15 protein-coding genes are annotated in these 17,156 nt (G+C 60.9%); 8 read left to right on the plus strand and 7 right to left on the minus strand.

Features of this window, described 5'->3' with window-relative positions:
* Positions 1-30 precede the first annotated feature (30 nt).
* Positions 31-2,565, plus strand: a complete 2,535-nt coding sequence (locus tag BBX35_RS09945; RefSeq protein WP_171901422.1) for a GGDEF domain-containing phosphodiesterase — start codon at positions 31-33, stop codon at positions 2,563-2,565.
* A gap of 355 nt (positions 2,566-2,920) precedes the next feature.
* On the opposite strand, the gene BBX35_RS09950 is transcribed toward BBX35_RS09945, so the two are convergent.
* The 3 genes from BBX35_RS09950 to BBX35_RS09960 all read right to left on the minus strand — a co-directional run bounded on the left by BBX35_RS09950 (position 2,921) and on the right by BBX35_RS09960 (position 6,249).
* Entirely contained in the window at positions 2,921-3,760 is an 840-nt protein-coding gene (locus BBX35_RS09950; protein ID WP_067219242.1) for a fumarylacetoacetate hydrolase family protein, read from the minus strand.
* Between the two features lie 268 nt (positions 3,761-4,028).
* Positions 4,029-5,204 carry an enolase C-terminal domain-like protein gene (locus BBX35_RS09955; RefSeq protein ID WP_171901423.1) on the minus strand — a complete coding sequence of 392 codons (1,176 nt, stop codon included), beginning with the start codon at positions 5,202-5,204 and terminating at the stop codon, positions 4,029-4,031.
* A gap of 37 nt (positions 5,205-5,241) precedes the next feature.
* Positions 5,242-6,249: a LacI family DNA-binding transcriptional regulator gene (locus tag BBX35_RS09960; protein ID WP_067219248.1), complete on the minus strand. Its 1,008-nt coding sequence runs from the start codon at positions 6,247-6,249 to the stop codon at positions 5,242-5,244.
* 159 nt (positions 6,250-6,408) lie between these two features.
* On the opposite strand from BBX35_RS09960, the gene BBX35_RS09965 reads away from it, so the two are divergent.
* From BBX35_RS09965 to BBX35_RS09990, 6 genes are all read left to right on the plus strand, one after another.
* On the plus strand, positions 6,409-6,960 hold the full coding sequence (locus BBX35_RS09965; RefSeq protein WP_067219251.1) for a TRAP transporter small permease: 552 nt from the start codon (positions 6,409-6,411) through the stop codon (positions 6,958-6,960).
* Between the two features lies 1 nt (position 6,961).
* Positions 6,962-8,248: a TRAP transporter large permease gene (locus tag BBX35_RS09970; protein WP_067219253.1), complete on the plus strand. Its 1,287-nt coding sequence runs from the start codon at positions 6,962-6,964 to the stop codon at positions 8,246-8,248.
* 49 nt (positions 8,249-8,297) lie between these two features.
* Entirely contained in the window at positions 8,298-9,362 is a 1,065-nt protein-coding gene (locus tag BBX35_RS09975) for a TRAP transporter substrate-binding protein (protein ID WP_141687848.1), read from the plus strand.
* An 11-nt stretch (positions 9,363-9,373) separates the two neighbouring features.
* Complete coding sequence (locus BBX35_RS09980; RefSeq protein ID WP_171901424.1) at positions 9,374-10,309, plus strand: amidohydrolase family protein; 936 nt, start codon at positions 9,374-9,376, stop codon at positions 10,307-10,309.
* A 187-nt stretch (positions 10,310-10,496) separates the two neighbouring features.
* The gene (locus BBX35_RS09985; protein WP_067219261.1) at positions 10,497-11,243 is read left to right on the plus strand and encodes an SDR family NAD(P)-dependent oxidoreductase; all 747 of its coding nucleotides are present in this window, start codon (positions 10,497-10,499) and stop codon (positions 11,241-11,243) included.
* 11 nt (positions 11,244-11,254) lie between these two features.
* A complete protein-coding gene (locus BBX35_RS09990; RefSeq protein WP_067219264.1) occupies positions 11,255-12,319 on the plus strand; it encodes a Gfo/Idh/MocA family protein in 1,065 nt (354 codons plus the stop codon).
* Between the two features lie 326 nt (positions 12,320-12,645).
* On the opposite strand, the gene BBX35_RS09995 is transcribed toward BBX35_RS09990, so the two are convergent.
* Genes BBX35_RS09995 through dctP form a run of 4 tightly spaced genes read right to left on the minus strand, consistent with a single transcriptional unit; the run spans position 12,646 to position 16,527 of the window.
* Complete coding sequence (locus BBX35_RS09995; protein ID WP_141687849.1) at positions 12,646-13,626, minus strand: alpha/beta fold hydrolase; 981 nt, start codon at positions 13,624-13,626, stop codon at positions 12,646-12,648.
* Positions 13,617-14,912: a TRAP transporter large permease gene (locus BBX35_RS10000; RefSeq protein WP_067219273.1), complete on the minus strand. Its 1,296-nt coding sequence runs from the start codon at positions 14,910-14,912 to the stop codon at positions 13,617-13,619. Before BBX35_RS10000 ends, BBX35_RS09995 begins: the two co-directional genes overlap by 10 nt.
* Complete coding sequence (locus BBX35_RS10005; RefSeq protein ID WP_171901425.1) at positions 14,909-15,415, minus strand: TRAP transporter small permease; 507 nt, start codon at positions 15,413-15,415, stop codon at positions 14,909-14,911. Before BBX35_RS10005 ends, BBX35_RS10000 begins: the two co-directional genes overlap by 4 nt.
* A gap of 23 nt (positions 15,416-15,438) precedes the next feature.
* Positions 15,439-16,527, minus strand: a complete 1,089-nt coding sequence (dctP, locus tag BBX35_RS10010) for a TRAP transporter substrate-binding protein DctP (protein WP_067219284.1) — start codon at positions 16,525-16,527, stop codon at positions 15,439-15,441.
* A gap of 113 nt (positions 16,528-16,640) precedes the next feature.
* Here dctP and BBX35_RS10015 point away from each other — a divergent pair, with 113 nt between their 5' ends.
* Complete coding sequence (locus tag BBX35_RS10015; protein ID WP_067219285.1) at positions 16,641-17,114, plus strand: MarR family winged helix-turn-helix transcriptional regulator; 474 nt, start codon at positions 16,641-16,643, stop codon at positions 17,112-17,114.
* The last annotated feature ends 42 nt before the right edge of the window (positions 17,115-17,156 follow it).

Genomic DNA, 17,156 nt, shown 5'->3' on the forward strand with positions numbered 1-17,156 from the left:
CCCTATGCTCAGGAGAGGGGAGTCGATCGCTTGTTCGACACCCTTACGCGCTCCGTGCCGGGCTTTGTCTGGTTGTCGGATGCCAATGGCCACATTGATTTCGTCAATTGTGCCTGGTGCGAATATACCGGACTTTCCAGTGAGGCGTCGCTGGGGGTGGGGTGGATGCAGGTGGTGCATCCGGACGATTTGAAGGTGATCGCAGCGCTCTGGCCCTTGCGGGCCAGTGGGCAAAACCCTGCTTATGAGACCCAGATCCGTTTTCGTCGCCGCGATGGGTGGTATCGGTGGCATCTTGTGAGGGCCAATCCAGTTGCAGATGGTGACGGCCACTGGATCGGTTATTCGGCTGACATTCACAACCTCATTGCAAGTCAGACAAAAGACCGGGTTCAGGCCGACATTCTCCAGAAAGTGGTTGCCGGGGAAGATGTTGAGACGCTCCTTACAGCGCTGTGTGAATTGGGTGAGGAACAGCTGCCGGGAAGCCGCTGCACGGTCCTCTTGCTGAGTGAGGATGGAACTGAGTTCACGGGCGGCGCGGCTTCGTTTCTGCCACGTGAGCTTCAGGCAATGATCCCCGGGACGAAGGTCGGGACAGGCGTTGGCTCATGCGGCACGGCTGCCTTTGAAAAACGAGACATTATCTCGGCGAGCATTGCGACGGATCCATTGTGGGATGGTTGGCGCGAGGCCTTTGTCTCGCTGGGCGTCAAAGCGTGCTGGTCACGGCCCGTTTATGGCACGGATGGCCGGGTGCTTGCGACCTATGGCTTCTACTTTGACGAAGAGCGTGCGCCCACGGACGATGAGCTGGAGAGCCTCGACATTCTTCGTCAGCTGGCCGCTGTTGCGATCGATAAAGCGCGGACCACGCAGGCTCTGCGCGAGAGCGAAGAGCACTATCGTCATACGGTCGAGCACAATCCTCAAATCCCATGGACGGCCGACCCGCAAGGCCGGATCTTGAGCGTTTCTTCAAGGTGGCGCGAGGCAACCGGCCAGCCCGTGGACAGGGCGATCGGTACGGGCTGGTTCCAGTCGCTTCATCCGGACGATATCGATCGTGTGCATGGCTATTGGGCTGAATGTCTGCGGACCGGAGATCCTGCGGACCTGAAATACCGGATCAGACTGAGCGATGGTGGCTATCGCTGGGTCCGGGCGCGGGCGACGCCGCGGCGGGATACGAATGGTCAGATTGTAAAATGGTATGGCGCGGTTGAAGACATTCACGATCTGGAGCTGGCACATGAGCGTTTGCGCAAGCAGGCCGATATCGATGATCTGACCCGGCTTCCAAACCGTCGAGCGTTTGAGGATCGGCTGCGGGCGGCGATTGCGAAAGCCAAAGACGGGACCTCAGTCGACCTGCTGCTGATGGACCTGCGGGGGTTCCGACCGTTGAATGATCGTTTTGGCCATGAGGTCGGCGATGCGGTCCTGCGCCTGTTTGCCGGGATCTTGCGGGAGTGTTTGTCTGAGGGTGACACTATCGGGCGCATTGCCGGTGACCAGTTTGCCCTGGTGTTTTGTGATGTGGGGGATGAGGCTGCACTGCAGCGCTCTGCCGGTCAGCTTGCTCGGAAGCTTGAGGGTCATTTGGCCCGAAGCGCGAAAACCCGCAATGTCGGGGTGAGAATTGGCTGTGCGCGATCAAAGCGGGGCGACAAGAGCGACGACTTGATCCGTCGTGCAAAGATTGCCCTTTACGCGGCAAAAGCTGACAGTGGGCATGATGTCAAATTGTTCAGTCCGGCGCTTCAACAGGCAATCGATCATCGTGTGGAGCAGATTGAGCTCGCCAGGCAGGCACTCAAATGCCGCTGGCTGGTGCCGTATTATCAGCCGATGATTGATCTGGCATCCGGTCGAGTGGCGGGGGCAGAGGCCTTGCTACGGGTCAGACATCCCGTTGAGGGGATCCTTTCGCCTCTCTCCGTCTGGGCGGCCCTTGATGCCCCCAAGGTCGGCAAGGCGATCAATGATCACATCCTGTCGCTTGTGCTGGCGGACGTGGCGGAATGGGGGTCTTGGCCTGCGCAGCTGGGCAGTATTTCTGTCAATCTCTCGACCGAGATGCTGATGCAGGAGGGTCTGGCGCGCTCGCTCTTGCAAAAGCTCGACCGCAAGGCGCTGGAGCCGCATCAGCTAACTGTCGAGATCACCGAGCGTGTCCTGGTGGATGAGCTGGCTCCCGGAACCCGGCAATGCCTGGAGCAACTGCAACGACATGGCGTGCGGGTTTCGCTGGATGATTTTGGCACTGGCTTTGCGTCGCTTACTCACCTGCAGCGACTTCCGGTAAATGAGATCAAGATTGACAGGTCTTTTGTTACTGACCTCGGCAAGAGCCGTTCGGCGACGGCGATTGTGAAATCGATGATCCATCTGGGGCGCAACATGGGGGTGGATGTTGTTGCTGAAGGTGTGGAGACGGCAGAGCAGGCTGCGCTGTTGACAGAATGGGGCTGCCGTTTCGCTCAGGGCTACCACTTCTACAGGCCTTTGCCGGCGCATGAATTTGCGCGGATCTGGCGTGCTGTCATCCTGGGTGGTCAGTGATCCGGTACTTCTTGCTGCCTGCGACTGGGGCGGCCCGTCGGGGGAGGCGCTCACGAGTGTCGTCGCAGCCTGCCTGAGCTCGTTGGCGAGACACGCCCCGGAGCGACATGGTGCTGGGGACGCTACACGGCGCCCAGCTGGAGGCTCAATCCCGTACGACGTCGCTAGCATGCTGACCCGAAAGGCTGAGGAACTCTACATTCGGGCAGTGCGAAGAATTCGGCCGGCTCAAAAAGGTCGAGGCTATCTTGCGATTTTTCTGCCGGACAGGCGAAAAAGAACCGCTGGGAGAGGGCTGTCTCCCTCCCGCAGCAGTGAAGGTCGGATTGGAAATGTGAACGATACGTACCGGTGGTTAGGCCCGACCCACGCGCTGATGTTGCGCGCCCAACCCTTCGATACCGAGTTCAAGCATCTCACCGCCCCGCAGGTACACAGGCGGGGTCTGGCCCATGCCGACGCCTGGCGGCGTTCCGGTGGAAATGATATCGCCGGGCTGCAAGCTCATGAAGTGGCTGACATAGCTGACGAGGTGCGCGACGCCGAACACCATTGTTTCAGTCGATCCATCCTGAAAACGCTTGCCGTCGACCTCGAGCCACATCTTGAGTTTTTGCGGGTCGGTGATTTCGTCCTTAGTAACAAGCCAAGGGCCTATCGGACCAAAAGTGTCGCAACCCTTGCCCTTGTCCCATGTCCCGCCGCGCTCGATCTGGAATTCGCGCTCGGACACGTCGTTGACAACACAGTAGCCAGCTACGTGATCGAATGCCTCGGCTTCATCGATATACACGCCGCCCTGGCCGATCACCACGCCCAGTTCCACTTCCCAATCAGTTCGCGTGGAACGACGCGGAATTTTGATCTCGTCATTCGGGCCGCAGATGGCGCTTGTCGCCTTCATGAAGATGACGGGCTCTGTCGGCACTGCCAGACCGCTCTCCGCCGCGTGGTCCGCGAAATTCAATCCGATGCATATGAACTTGCCGACATTGCCAACGCAGGGGCCGATGCGGGTGCCGTCGAGGATCGGCAGAGCCGACAGGTCTGCCGACGAGATCGTCTTCAAACCTTCGGGGGTTAATACCTCGCCGGAAATGTCGTCAACGACCGTAGAAAGGTCTCTCAATTGCCCGTTTGGATCGAGAATTGCTGGCTTCTCGAGCCCTCTTGCACCAACACGTAGAAGCTTCATTCAACATGCCTTTCATCGTTGCTGCTTGTTCACAGTCGGTTGCTGATTTGCGGGAATATAGGGGCGCGCGTGGCGGCGGCCGGGATGGCGGTGGCCAACCGTCTTACAACGCCGCCACTCTGCCGATGTTCATTCCTCCGTGCTCCGATGAGGCCGTGTCGACCGGGCGAACCGCGACGGCGCGGAGATAACCGCAGGGGGCGTGAAAAGCAGAGAGCCAGGATGCGTGATGGGCATCCTCTGGAACGCGGTACCGTCAGTCACATGCTCACCGCTGCATTTGCCGGATATGATCAAGCGTCAGGCCCAACCCGAAGCCGGGTTCGTCAGAAGGGACGATGCAGCCGTCAACCGGCACTGGCATCCCGGGAAAGATGCGGATGTCCTCCAAAGGCACCCCCGGTGCGCTGCCCATGAAATACTCGGCCCAGCGTATCGCCGGTGACGTGATCGATAAATGCTGGCCGTAGGGAGTGTTGGCTCCTGCATGCAGACACACTTCTAACCCGTGCGCTTCGGCGAGTTGAGCAATCTTGCGGCAACCGGTGAAGCCGCCTGCCCAGCATATGTCGGGTTGCAGGACATCGGCGGGACGTCTGATGCAGGCCGATGCGAACGACTGTATGCTGTACCAATGCTCGCCGGTTGCCAGCGTCATGGAGGGCAAGCGCCGTCGTAGCTCATCGTGCGCCTCAGCATTTTCGGGCAGCAGGCAGTCCTCGATCCAGCGCAGACCGTAGGGCCGAATGCGTTCGGCCAGACGCACGGCGTAGTCGACGTCCAGAGCCATCCAGCAGTCGAGCATCAGTTCGATGTCCGGCCCGATCAACTCGCGTGTTCTGGCGATCGTCTCCTCATTGCGGGCAAGGCCCTGGAGGCCGTCGTGCGGTCCGAAGGCACAGGCGAGTTTGGTGCCCCGGAAGCCGAGCTCCAGGTTCCAGTCGGTGTCATTGCCGGTGGCGTAGACGGGCAGGTCGTCGCGAACAGGCCCCCCTGCCAGCGCATAGACGGGCTGCTCAAGGAGCTTTCCCTTGAGGTCCCAAAGCGCGAGATCTACGGCCGAGATGGCATAGGAGGGTAAGCCCGATGTGCCATAGGGGGATGCCGCGCGCACCATCATGTCCCAGGTTCGTTCGATGGCCAGCGCATTCTCGCCTTCGATGACTGGCCCAAGATGGTCGTTGATGAGATGGACAACCGGGAGATCGTAGCGTGTCGCACCAAAGCCGAATGTCCCATCCTCGGCCGTTACCAGGCATCCCACCGCACCATCATAGCGCCATGCTGTACGGGAGCGCTTGAAGCGCGTGTAGCCGGACATGGGGCCGGCGACTTCGGCGGTCTTCGTCCAGGGCGGCCGGCGGCCACTGGTCGCTCCTTCCTGGTAGAGCGCGCCGATCATCTCGCTTTGAATGGGAAATGCCCTGACGGATTTGATTTTCAAGTTTCTGCTCTCCAAGGCTGAGGCCGACGCAACTCGGTCAGGTGCTGCCTCGTTCAATAATGCGAAATCCGAGATCAGCCTGACTGTTCTCGAGCTCTTCTCCGCGCAGGCGCGCAAGCAGCAATTGACCGGCATTTGCGCCGATTTCGGACATCGGATAGCTGACAGTGGTAAGCGACGGCTGCACCCAGCAGGAGGCCGGCGAATCGCCGAAACCGGTCACCGCGATAGCAGATGGCACGCTGATGCCCTGGCTTCTCAGGGTGCATATCGCAGTCACGGCAGCCTGATGGCCCGAGCACACGATCGCGTCTGCATCGGGCATGGACGAGAGGATGGTGCCGATCACGCTCTCTTTGAGGTCACCGGGCTTCGAGCTGTCACGGAAAATCTCCATGCGTACGCCCGGCTTTGCGCATGCGGCGGTCCGGAAGCCCTCCAGCCGCGACATCATCCGGCTGTCATCGATCTGGGAGTGGATCACATAGGCGATGCGCTGCCTGCCCTTGGCGAGCAGGAAGCGCGCCAACGCAGCCCCCGCCTCGTAGTTTGACAGGCCAACGTTGATATCCAGAGGTTCATCGTAGAGCTCGAAGAGTTCGGCCACCGGGATGCGCGCGGCGCCGAGAAGCTTCCTCGTCGTCTCGCTCTGGGCCTTCCCGACCAGAGCGATCGCGTCGATCTTGTGAGCAAGGAGCGTGCGGATTACCTCGCATTCCTTGTCCCGGTCATAGTCGGTGGTGCCAAGCAAGGTGTGATAGCCGAACGGCTCGAGTTCCCTTGCCAGTGCTTCCAGCAGTACCGAATGGATCGGGTTGGCGATCGTTGGCAGCACAACGCCGACAGCCATGCTGCGGGAGGAAACGAGACCCGCGGCAAGCCGATTGGGGATGTAGCCGAGTTGCTCCGCAACTCTGAGAACCTTGGTTCGCGTTTTCTCGGATACGCGCTCCGGATTGGAGATGCAGCGCGAGGCAGTGATCACCGAAACGCCGGCCGCTTGCGCAACATCCCGCAGCTTCGGTGTGTCCAGGTCGTTCTTCACTGATCCTCCAATGGCGCGCCTGCTCCGCACCAATTCTTGGTGGCCTCTCCGCCACTGCCGCCAGCGAACTTGACAGGCGGCGAAAGTTTCACCATGAGTAATGGACAACGTTATCCATTGCAAGAGCTGTTGATGGATGTGACGTGTGGGAGGAGAAAAATGGCTGGCAGCAAACAACCGATTGCGCTTCAGGGGCTGAAGCGCTGTCTGGTGCTACTCGGCAACGTGGAGCTCGCTGTGGCGTGCCTGCTCGTGTTCGCCATGATTGCTATGGTGGCCGGGGAGGTTTTTTATCGCTACGTGCTGGCGTCGTCTCTGTTCTGGGTCGAGGAAGGCGCGATGATCGCCTTCATTTGGATCACGTTTCTTGGTGCTGCTGTGGCGGCAAAGGCGGGCCGGCACATAAGGATTGAGACCTTCAGTTCTCGTTTGAAAGGACCGCGTGCGCGACTGATTTGGGCGGGTTCGGCGCACCTGATCGTGCTGCTGATCGCGATTCTCCTTGCCTTCTATTCCTATGGTTATGTGGCGATCCAGTCGCGCACTCTGACCGTCTCTTTGCCCTTCAACGTCCCGCGTAGCTGGATGTTCGCCTGGCCGCTTTTCTTCGGCATGTGCTCCATTGCGGCGACCCAGTTTTATTATTTGATGGATATCGTTGTCCAAAAACGCCGCGCTGCAGACGCCGGCACGCCGCTGCTGGAGGTGTGAGGTGAGCATCGGTTTTATCTTCCTGTTCCTGCTCATATTCGTTCTGCTCGAGATACCGGTCGGATTTTCGCTTATCGGCGCAAGCCTGCTGTTTCTCCTGTTCGACGGAACATTTTCTCCCGGAGTGGTGGCCAGTCGCATGCCCCCGGGGCTTGAGAGCTTTCCCTTCCTTGCCCTCCCGCTCTTCGTCTTCGTCGGAGCGGTGCTCAGTTCCGGCGGCATCGCTCGGAGGATATTCGACTTCGCCAACTGCATGGTTGGCCATACGCGAGGCGGTTTGGGGCATGTCAACGTTCTGGCCAGCATCATCTTTGCGGGCATGAGCGGTGTCGCCCAGGCGGATGCTGCGGGGCTCGGGCGCATCGAGATCGAGGAGATGAAGCGTGCCGGCTATCCGGAACGCTTCTCCGCCGCCATCACCGCGGCCTCCTCCGTGATAGGGCCCATCGTTCCGCCGTCAGTCATCATGGTCGTCTATGCGGTGCTCGCGAATGTGCCGCTCAGCTCACTCTTTCTTGCCGGCATATTGCCGGGCCTTCTGATGGGGGGAAGCCTGATGGTTGCAATCGCTGTAATGGCGCGGTTGGGGACTTACGAGTTTCCACTCCAGCCTCGCAAGAGCGCCGGCGAGCGTTGGCAGGCTTTCGTCAAGGCGGCGCCGGCCCTTTCCGCCCCGGCGTTGCTGATCGCCGGGCTTTTGACAGGGGTTGCCACTCCAACCGAATTGGGAGCTCTGACGGCCGTCTACGCCATAGTGCTGGGCTTTGTTCAGGGGGAACTGACGTTGCGCCGGCTCTGGGACTGTGCCGTGCAGACAGTACTCACCACTGGTGTTCTTGCCTTCCTGATCGCCGCGGCTGCCCCTTTCCTGTGGTCGCTCGCAATGGGCGACATGGTAAGTTGGTTCGCCAGCCAGATTGAGGGGCTATCCGACAATCCGCTGTTGTTCCTGCTTACGGTCAACATCATCCTGCTGGTGGCAGGAGCCCTGATCGAAACGACGGTGATCCTGCTTATCGTCGTGCCCGTCTTGGGCCCTGCGATGGTGCTGATGGGCATCGACCCCATTCATTCGGCCATGGTCATCATCGTGAACCTTTTGGTCGGGGCACTCACGCCGCCTTTTGGCGTGCTGCTGTTCGTCATGATGGACATAACCAAGATGACTCTGGGTCAAATGACCCGCGCCATTCTGCCGTTCTACATCCCACTCCTGTGCGTGTTGCTGCTGATGACCCTGTTTCCAGCCCTTTCGACCGCGGTCCCAGGTTGGGTTGTCGGTCGTTGAGCAGAGAGATGCGAAGCTAACAACCAAAACCCGATTGGAGGAGAAGAAGATGATCTTGGAGAAAGCACGCCATCTGGCCATATCGGCCGTTGTGCTGGGGGGGCTTGCGCTGCAGCCGCTCGTGGCCCAGGCCGAAACGACACTGACCGTTGCAACGGTCGACGCGGCTGGAACCCTCCGCAACCTCGCCGGCAAAAAGCTGCGTGATATCTTGGAGGAGCGCGGTGCCAAGGTTAAGGTCAGGCACATCGAGGGGCCTGTCCTCGGCAATGCGGCGCAAGTGCGCGATCAGGTCGCCGAAGGCAGCGTGGATGTCATCGGCACCGACGCAGCGTGGGCGACCCCCTATTCGAACTTTCTGAAGGCGACCTCCTATGCCTTCATCTTCCGCGACCATGCTCATCTTGCCAGCGTCTTCGAGAGCGATTTCATGAAGGGCTTGGCAGACCAGATTGCCGCCGAACAGGGTGTCCGCATACTCGGTGCGGCGATACTTCCGTCGCGCGCTTACTTTACCAGCGTCGAGCCTCGCAGCGCCAATGACTTCGAGGGTTTGAAGATCCGCTCGCCGCAACTGGACAACTGGCTGGCGTCCTACAAGGCGCTCGGTGCCAACCCCACCCCGGTCAACTGGAACGAGGTCTTCCTTGCGCTGCAGACTGGTCTGGTCGACGGTGGCCATGGCCTGCCCGTCGACGTGAAGCCGAACAACTGGCATATGGCAGCGCCCAATATCACCGACCTTGAGGATATGTTTGCTGTCCATGTCTGGATGATCAACGAGGGACGATGGCAAGCGCTTTCCGAGCAGGAACAGGCTGATCTCCAGCATGCGGTCAACGAAGTTAATGCCTGGATGGCGGAAAGCGCCAGCAAGCAGAATATTGAAGCCATCGCTCAAATGCTGAAGGAGGGGGAGGGCAGCTACATTTCACACAGCGCTGCCAAGCGCGAAGCCGTCGCCGCGCTCGCGGGTGCCGAAAAGGTCGCTGAATTCCCCAACGCCGAAAGGGAAAAGTTGCGGGAAATGGCCCTCGCCGCCGCCCGCAAGATGGAAGGACAGACCGGCTGGTGGGACGAGGGCGTCCTCGATCAAATCCAGGCGGTCAAATGACCTTGTGCCCTTTGCTCGACTTCCCGGTTGTCGATGGGCACTTCCATCTCTGGCAGCCGGGAAGGCTCCTCTATCCGTGGCTTTCACCTGACGCACCGCCGCCTTCCTTCGGAAGTGCCGATGCAATCAGGGACGAGATAGGTTTTGAAGACTATCGCTTGGCGATGGCGCCGGCAGTCGACATTCGCGGAGGTGTCCATGTCGAGGCTGGCTGCACCGATCCCATGGCGGAAACGGCGTGGGTGACGAGCCAGGCGATGCCGGGGTTCGTTCTCGGACATGTGGTGCAGATCGACATGATGAACGAGAGTGCCGCGGGGTTCGTTAATGAGGCGCTCACCGATCCGTTCGTGCGCGGCTTCCGCATGAGGCTGAACGCTGATCGCCGGATCAATCCCGGCGGTGTGGCAGCCGATGCAGCGCGATATACCCCCGCGTTCGCGGCTATGGAGGCGGCCGGCACAGTGTTTGATCTCAGCATATTTCCCGGACAGGCGGCGGAAGCGGCGAGGTTGGCCGCGCGCTGGCCAGGACTGACCTTCGTCCTCAACCATCTCGGCTGGCCCCGCATTGAAACAGGGCAAGACAGTTTCTCGAACTGGCGGTCAATGATCCGCACTCTGGCCAAGCATCGAAATGTGGCGATCAAGCTCTCGATGCTCTGGCCGATCGATCGCGCGTGGCGAGCCGATCGCCTGAGACCTTTCGTCCTTGAGGCGATTGAGAGCTTTGGTCCCGAACGAACGATCTGGGGCTCGAACTTTCCGATTGAAACCATATTCGGCAAGCTTGGTGAACAGATCGCGGTGCTGCTCGAGATTCTCAACGAGGTGGACGGAGCTGCACTCGAAGACATTTTTCGGCGATCGGCTTGCCACATCTACGGGATCGAGCCCGCTGAGTGCGGTGTTCCGAGCGGCACCGCCCCACCTGCGCTCATGGCTTAGACGGGATATCCCGGTGCCACTGACGCAATACCTGGAATGTCGGCATCTAAAAGGTGGGACACGCCCGCCGACGTCGCCTCCGTTCTGCCTTGCTGAGATGAGCCCGCGCGTTGTCTCGCAGGTATAGCCGCTCGCGGATAGACCAACGCTCCGATACCGCCGCTTCCCATCATTCAAAGGAGAAATCATGAACAAGCTGGATCTCGAAAATCGCGTGGCCGTCGTGACCGGCGGCGCCCAGGGAATCGGCCGCGCTGTGGCGGAGCAGCTTGCAGGGCACGGTGCGCAGGTGGTCATCTGGGACCGCGATATCTCGCTCGCCAGAAGATGCGCAGAGACAATCGGTCCCAACTGCCTGGCTATTGAGGTCGACCAGGCCGATTGGAATCAGGTTTCTCAGGCCGGGCGCCAAACGTTAGCGAAGACCGGAAAGGTCGACATTCTCGTCGCCAATGCCGGTGTTGCCGGCTCCAATGGGGTGGTGTGGGAGTATGACCCGCAAGAATGGCGGCGGATCATGGCAATCAATCTCGATGGCCCGTTTCACTGCTGTAAGGCGCTGCTGCCATCGATGATCGAGCGGAACTATGGGCGGATCGTGACGGTGGCTTCCATCGCCGGCAAGGAGGGCAATCCCAACGCTGCCGCCTATTCTGCTTCGAAGGCGGGCGTAATCGCCCTGACCAAGTCACTTGGCAAGGAGACTGCCGACCGCAACATCGCAGTCAACTGCGTAACGCCAGCTGCAGCGCGCACCGCCATTTTTGATCAGATGAGCCAGGAGCATATCGACTACATGCTTTCGAAGATCCCCCGCAGCCGGTTTCTTGAACCGGCCGAGGCTGCTTCGATGATCGCCTGGCTCTGTACCGAGGAAAATTCTTTCACCACCGGCGCCGTGTTCGATCTCAGCGGCGGCAGAGCGACCTATTGAGGACGGGACCGATGATGCCACTGAAGGCTGCGGTGATCGGTGCCGGCTGGTTCGCCTGCGAATGCCATATCCCGGCGCTGGCCGCCCGCGATGACGTGATCCTTGACGGCGTTTGTCGGATTGGCGCTGCTGATCTCTTGCGCGTACGCGAGAGGTTCGGATTTGCTTTCGCCTCTGAAGACTACCGGGAAGTCCTGGCGAGAAAGCCGGATGTTGTCGTGGTTGCCTCGCCCCACAAGTTTCATTTCGAACACGCTACGGCGGCCCTTGAGGCCGGAGCGCACGTCTTATGCGAAAAGCCGATGACGCTCGAGCCAAACGAGGCTTGGCAGCTGGTACGCTTGGCCGACCGAGTGGGCCGGCATCTCCTGATCGCCAACAGCTATAACTATCTGCCGCACGTCGCTTCGATCCGGGATCGGATCGCAGCCGGCCTGATCGGCGACATCGAGCATGTCATGTGCTCCTTCATTTCCGCGACGCGGGATGTCTTCCTGGGAGCTCGGGGACTGGACAAGTGGAGGGCGGCGCTTTTCCGGCCCGACGATGCAACTTGGAGGGACCCGGCGGCAGGCGGCGGCTTTGCCTACGGTCAACTGTCGCATTCTCTTGCCCTGATGTTCTTTCTTACTGGACTGGAACCGGTTCGCGTTTCGTCGTCTACTTGCTATCGGAACGATGTCGACATTGCAGACGCTGCGCAGCTGACGCTTTCGAACGGCGCCGTCGCATCGATTTCGGGTGCAGCTGGGATGCCGCAGGGCCACCAAGCTCTTATGCGCATCTTCATCGCGGGAAGCGGCGGCCTTGTTGCGATGGACTTCGATCTCGACAGTTGTGAGATCAGGTTGAACAACGGTGATGTCGAACGTCTTCCGCTGTGCCCCGGCGACTGGACAGTCGACAGCGCGGCACCAGTGCTTGCCTTGGCAGACCTTGCCGGCGGGGCTGGCCAAAACCTCTCGCCGGGCCACATTGGCGCCTTCACGACCAGCACCATCTTTTCTTTGTTGGAGTCGAGTGCCAAAGACGGCCAGCCGATCCAGATCAGCAAGCCATTGGATTTTCGAAGATAAAGTAAAATTTGATCAAAAAAAATCTAATTTCGAGGGCGGTGTTGATCGTGGCGCGTTGCGTTGAGTGATGGCGAAAACTTTGCTTGTGTTTCGGCCCGCGCCCGGTCTCGACCGCTCACACGGACAGCACACCTATGCCACCAGAAGGCGAGAGAACGATCGGAGCCTATAGCGTATGTCCGGTAGGTGTGGGGATTGGCGGTAGCGGTCCTCCGCTACCAAAATTCTACATATATCTCAGTATATTGCGCCCTTTCTTGCGAAATGGGCCCGGCGGCCGGCCGAAACGCGGCCTCAGCTACGTGCGTCGCAGTCTTCGACTGCTGCTATTCCGTTTCTGAGGATTTGTTCTGTCGGTGCGATCCCGCCTTCGGCCCGACAAGGCGTGCGAGGATGGCATCAAGCACATCCTCGTTGCCGTGGTCCTGCATCGGCAGGTGCGAGTGTCCGGAAAGGCCGATGTCCGCCAGCAGCAACTCTTCGAGATCCAGCCCGGATGCAGAGCAGGCGGCTTTGCTCATGTCGCGAAGCGCCTGCCACAGGCGGCTGGTGTCGAGAAAGTCGCCCCAAACGGCAAGAAGCGGCATGTCAGGGAAGCTCGGCACCTGCGGCAGGCCTGCCGGCTCCACGAGGCAGAGCGACAACGTTTCTCCCGTTGCTAGTCCCGATATCACCTGAAGCGCCGTCGACGAGCCACTGCTGTGAGCAATGACGTGGCACGGTCCGATGCGCCGGATCGCCTTCTCCAGGGCGCATCCTGCCGCGGTTTCGGTGTCCGGCCAGCGTGGCGACCAGGCGTATGCGCCCTTGACGAAATGGTCGGTCGGGAACCGCTGGCCGGGATGCGGCGCCAGGCCGCCCGGTTGCCGGGCGCCGATACGGAAGGTTTCCCAGGCATCCTCGAGCGAGCGCATGATCGGGCGCGAAGTCCAGACGCTTTCCAGGGCGCAGAAACCTGCTCTGCCCCGTTCGACCATGTCCACCACATACACGGGGTGCCCGGCCTCCAGCAGAAGGCGCATCCAGCCCTTGCGCCCGTCGGGAGTGGTTTCCCAAACGGAACCGTTCATGCCGCCGCCATGGATCAGGAGAACCGGGTCGCCCGTCGTCGCCTCGGGGATCATGTATTGCACATAGGCCCCTTCGATCGCGTAGCGGCCGTTGGGGTCGTGGACGAATTCGGTGATCGTCTCCGTGAGGCGGATCTTGGTGCAGTCTTCGCCGGTTATCTCGACAAGGCGTCCTTCCACGTGAAAGCTGCCGAAATCGGCCAGCGCGATTGCCGGGCCCTTTTCCATCACAGCCACCAGAGCACCAGGCCGGGGCAGAAGATCAGGACCCCGGTCAGGATCAGTTCGATCACGACAAACGGGATACAGCCCTTGAAGGCTTCGGAAATCCTGAGCTCGGGATAGGCGCCCTTCACCACGAAGACATTCAGGCCGACCGGAGGGGTGATGACGCCGATCTCGGTCATCTTGGTAACCAGGATGCCGAAGAGGACCGGATTGATGCCGGCATCGGTGATGATCGGGAAAACAATCGGCATCATCAGCAGGATCATCGAGAGACCGTCGACAACGGCCCCGAGGAACAAAAAGGGCAGAAGAACAAGGATCAGCAGGAGGGTGGGCGGGACGTCCTGCATGGCCACCCAGGACGCCAGATCCTGCGGAACCTGCGTTGCCGACAGGCCGAGGCTGAACAGTCCGGCGCCGATGATCAGCGCGAAGATCGCAGCCGTCGAGACGGCCGTCTCGATGAAGCCGGACACCAACTGGCGGACGTTCCCGCGCAGACGGAACAGGGCGATGATCAGTGCCATGGTCGCGCCGACGCCGGCCGCTTCGGTCGGCGTGGCGACGCCGGCATAGATCGATCCGATCACGACGGCGAACAGCAGCCAGAGGTCCCACGCCTTCAGCAGGGTCGTTCCGCGCCGGGTCCAGCCCTCCCGCGGCAAGACCTGCGTGCTCTGGAAACCGGGATGGAACCGGGCTAGAAGATGCACGCCCACCATATATGCGGCAGCCGTCATGATGCCCGGCAGGATCGCGGCCAGCAAAAGGTCGCTCAACCGGGTGCCGGTCGCGATGGAATAGATGACGAGGACGCCGGACGGCGGGATCAGGACCCCGAGTGTTCCGCCGGCGGCCACGGCACCGGCGGCAAGCCTTTCGCGGTAACCGAAACGAAGCATCTCGGGAATCGCGATCCGCCCGATGGTCGCGGCGGTTGCGACGCTGGTTCCCGATACGGTCGCGAACAGCGCAGAGGCCAGAATGGTCGTCATCGCCAGGCCGCCACGGATATGGCCGACCCATGCCCGTGCGGCCTCGAAGGCGCGACGCGATATGCCGGCCGAAAAGGCGAGGTGCCCCATCAGCAGGAACAGCGGCACGATGATCAGGGTCAGCTCGGCCGTGAAGGCGAAGGGTTTCGAACCGACCAGAAACAGGACCGACTGCCAGCTTCGTGCAAGAGCGAGACCGGCGACGCCGGTCGCGCCGAGCGCGAAGGAAATCGGTGTCCCGACCAGCAGCAACACGATGAGCATTGCGCCCATCAGGAGGGCTATCTCGATCCCGGTCATTGGCCGGCTCCTTTGCGATCCCGCACATGCGCGGGACGGCCACCCAGAAGTCTGATCAGCTCGACGAGAAGCTGAAGCGTGAGGAGGGACAGTCCCAGCGCGACCGCGATGCGGCTCGGCCAGACGGGAAAGGAGACGACCCCGAACGTCGTTTCGCCCGACAGGAAGGACTTGCTGGCGGCCAGGGTGGTCAGCCAGGCCAGGAAGCCGACATAGCCGAGGCTGACGAGGGTGCTGATGATCGCCGCGATGTGCCGGTATCTGGGAGTGAGGGAATCGGTCAGCAACGTCACGACGAAATGGGCGCGCTTCGCTTCGGCTGCAGCCAGGCCGAGATAGATCAGCGTGACCAGAAGAAGCGTATTCAGTTCGGCTGCACCGGGAATGGTGTAGCTGACCGTCTTTCGTGCGATCACGTCGGGCGTGACGATGGCCATGATGGCAAGGATGCACAGGCCGCTGACCGAGCCGAGCGCGATATGCGCCCGGTCGATCCATCTCAAGGAGAAGCCCCTCATCTTAAAAGTCAGTTCGGCTCGGCTTGCAGGCGGTCGAAGCCGGGGGTGTAGTCGGAGCCCGGCTCCTTTTCGGCGACAAGACGCCTGAACTCGTCGAACGTCGCCCGTGCCGGAATGCCCTTCGCTTCCAGTTCGTCGATCCAGCCGTTCCAGACGGTTTCGCGGGTCTTCTGGCGCCATTCGGCATCGACCTCGGGGCTGGTTCTAACGATCTTCAGCTGCGGAGCCGCCTTGATCTTGTCGATGGCCGCTGCAATCGAAGCGTCGGCAATCTCGAGATATTTCGCAGGCGCGCCTGCCGAGACCTCGCTGATCACTGCGCGGTCCTCCTCGGACAAGCTCTCCCAGGTGTTCAGGTTGAAGGCCAGCGTCACCGCCGCGTAGACGCCGAGGCGTCCGGCATCGCCCGCATGGGTCGCAATGTCCTGCAGACCGACGAGCGTGCTGACGTCGAAGGGCGCGGCCGAGAAACCGTCGATGGCACCCGACTTGAAGGCCTGCACGCCGTCGCCCATGCCCATCGCGACCGGCGTTGCTCCGAGCATCTGCAGCACCTGGGCAACGCCTCCCGAAGCGCGGATGCGCATGCCCTTCAGGTCGTCGGTCGTCTCGATCGCCTTGTTGGTCCAGAAGGAGTTCTCCGTTGCCACGAGCGAGTAGGAGGGAGCCAGGTTCGCTGCCTTCCACTCCTGCGCCAGCGCGCCGTTCGACAGGCTGAGGTCGGTGAAGGCGCGGGCCGCGGCATCGGCATTTTCGGTGACGAAGGGGAGCAGCAATCCGCCCGCCAGCGGCAGCATGTCGGTGTTGTAGACCGCGCCGCCCGTTCCAAGGTCTGCGGCGCCAGAACTTACGCCCGGGAAGACTTCCACCGGGCCGAGGAGCGAGCCGCCGTAGTTGCGCTCGAACTTGATCCGTCCTTCGGTCCGGGCCTCGACCTCGTCCATGAACCAGTCGTCCACCTGAACCCAGGTGAAGCTCTGGGGAAGATAAGTCGCATACGTCAAAGTGCGCGTCTCAGCCTGCGCTGCTCCGCTCGACATGATCGCCACGATGCCGACCGCGATGGCGCGTGCCATCCTGGAGGTGACGTGCTTCATCGGATTTTCCTCCCTGTCTCCGGATTGTCCGGATAATTATTCCCATATGGGATCATAATTCGTCCCATATGGCAATAGTTGCGTCTTGACTTGCGACAGGAAAGCAGGAAGCGATGGCAGCCATGAACGTGAATGATTTCGTCAGCACCGCCAGCTTCCCCTGGGCATTCCGCCTCGCTTATGTGGGCAACATGTTCCGCGAGCCGCTTTTGAAGGTGGTCGAGGAACGCTGGCGCCTTTCGCGCCCGGAGTGGACGGTTCTGCTGTGCGTGATGATCCGGGAAGGTATCATCTCGAAGGATATCTGGGAGTTGACGGGGCAGCCCCGAAACTCGATCAGTCGGGGGGTGATCAGCCTTGAAAAGCGCGGCCTCGTGCGGCGCACTCCCAGCTCGCACGACAAGCGGCAGGTCGCATTGCACCCGACAGCAGAGGGGGCGCGCGTCTTCGGGGAAATCGAGCCGCTTTTCGTTCAAAGGGAAGGTGCGTATCTGTCCTGCCTTACCGGCGAGGAACTGACGCAGTTCCAGACCATCCTGACCAAGCTCTCGGATCATATTTCCAGCGTTCCGGAGCCTCAGGAGTAGATCTCGCCGCCGGCACTGTGAATGCGTGGTCGCCTGACGCGA

Origin of the sequence: Stappia indica, assembly GCF_001696535.1 — a bacterium.
GTDB classification, from domain to species: Bacteria; Pseudomonadota; Alphaproteobacteria; order Rhizobiales; family Stappiaceae; genus Stappia; species Stappia indica.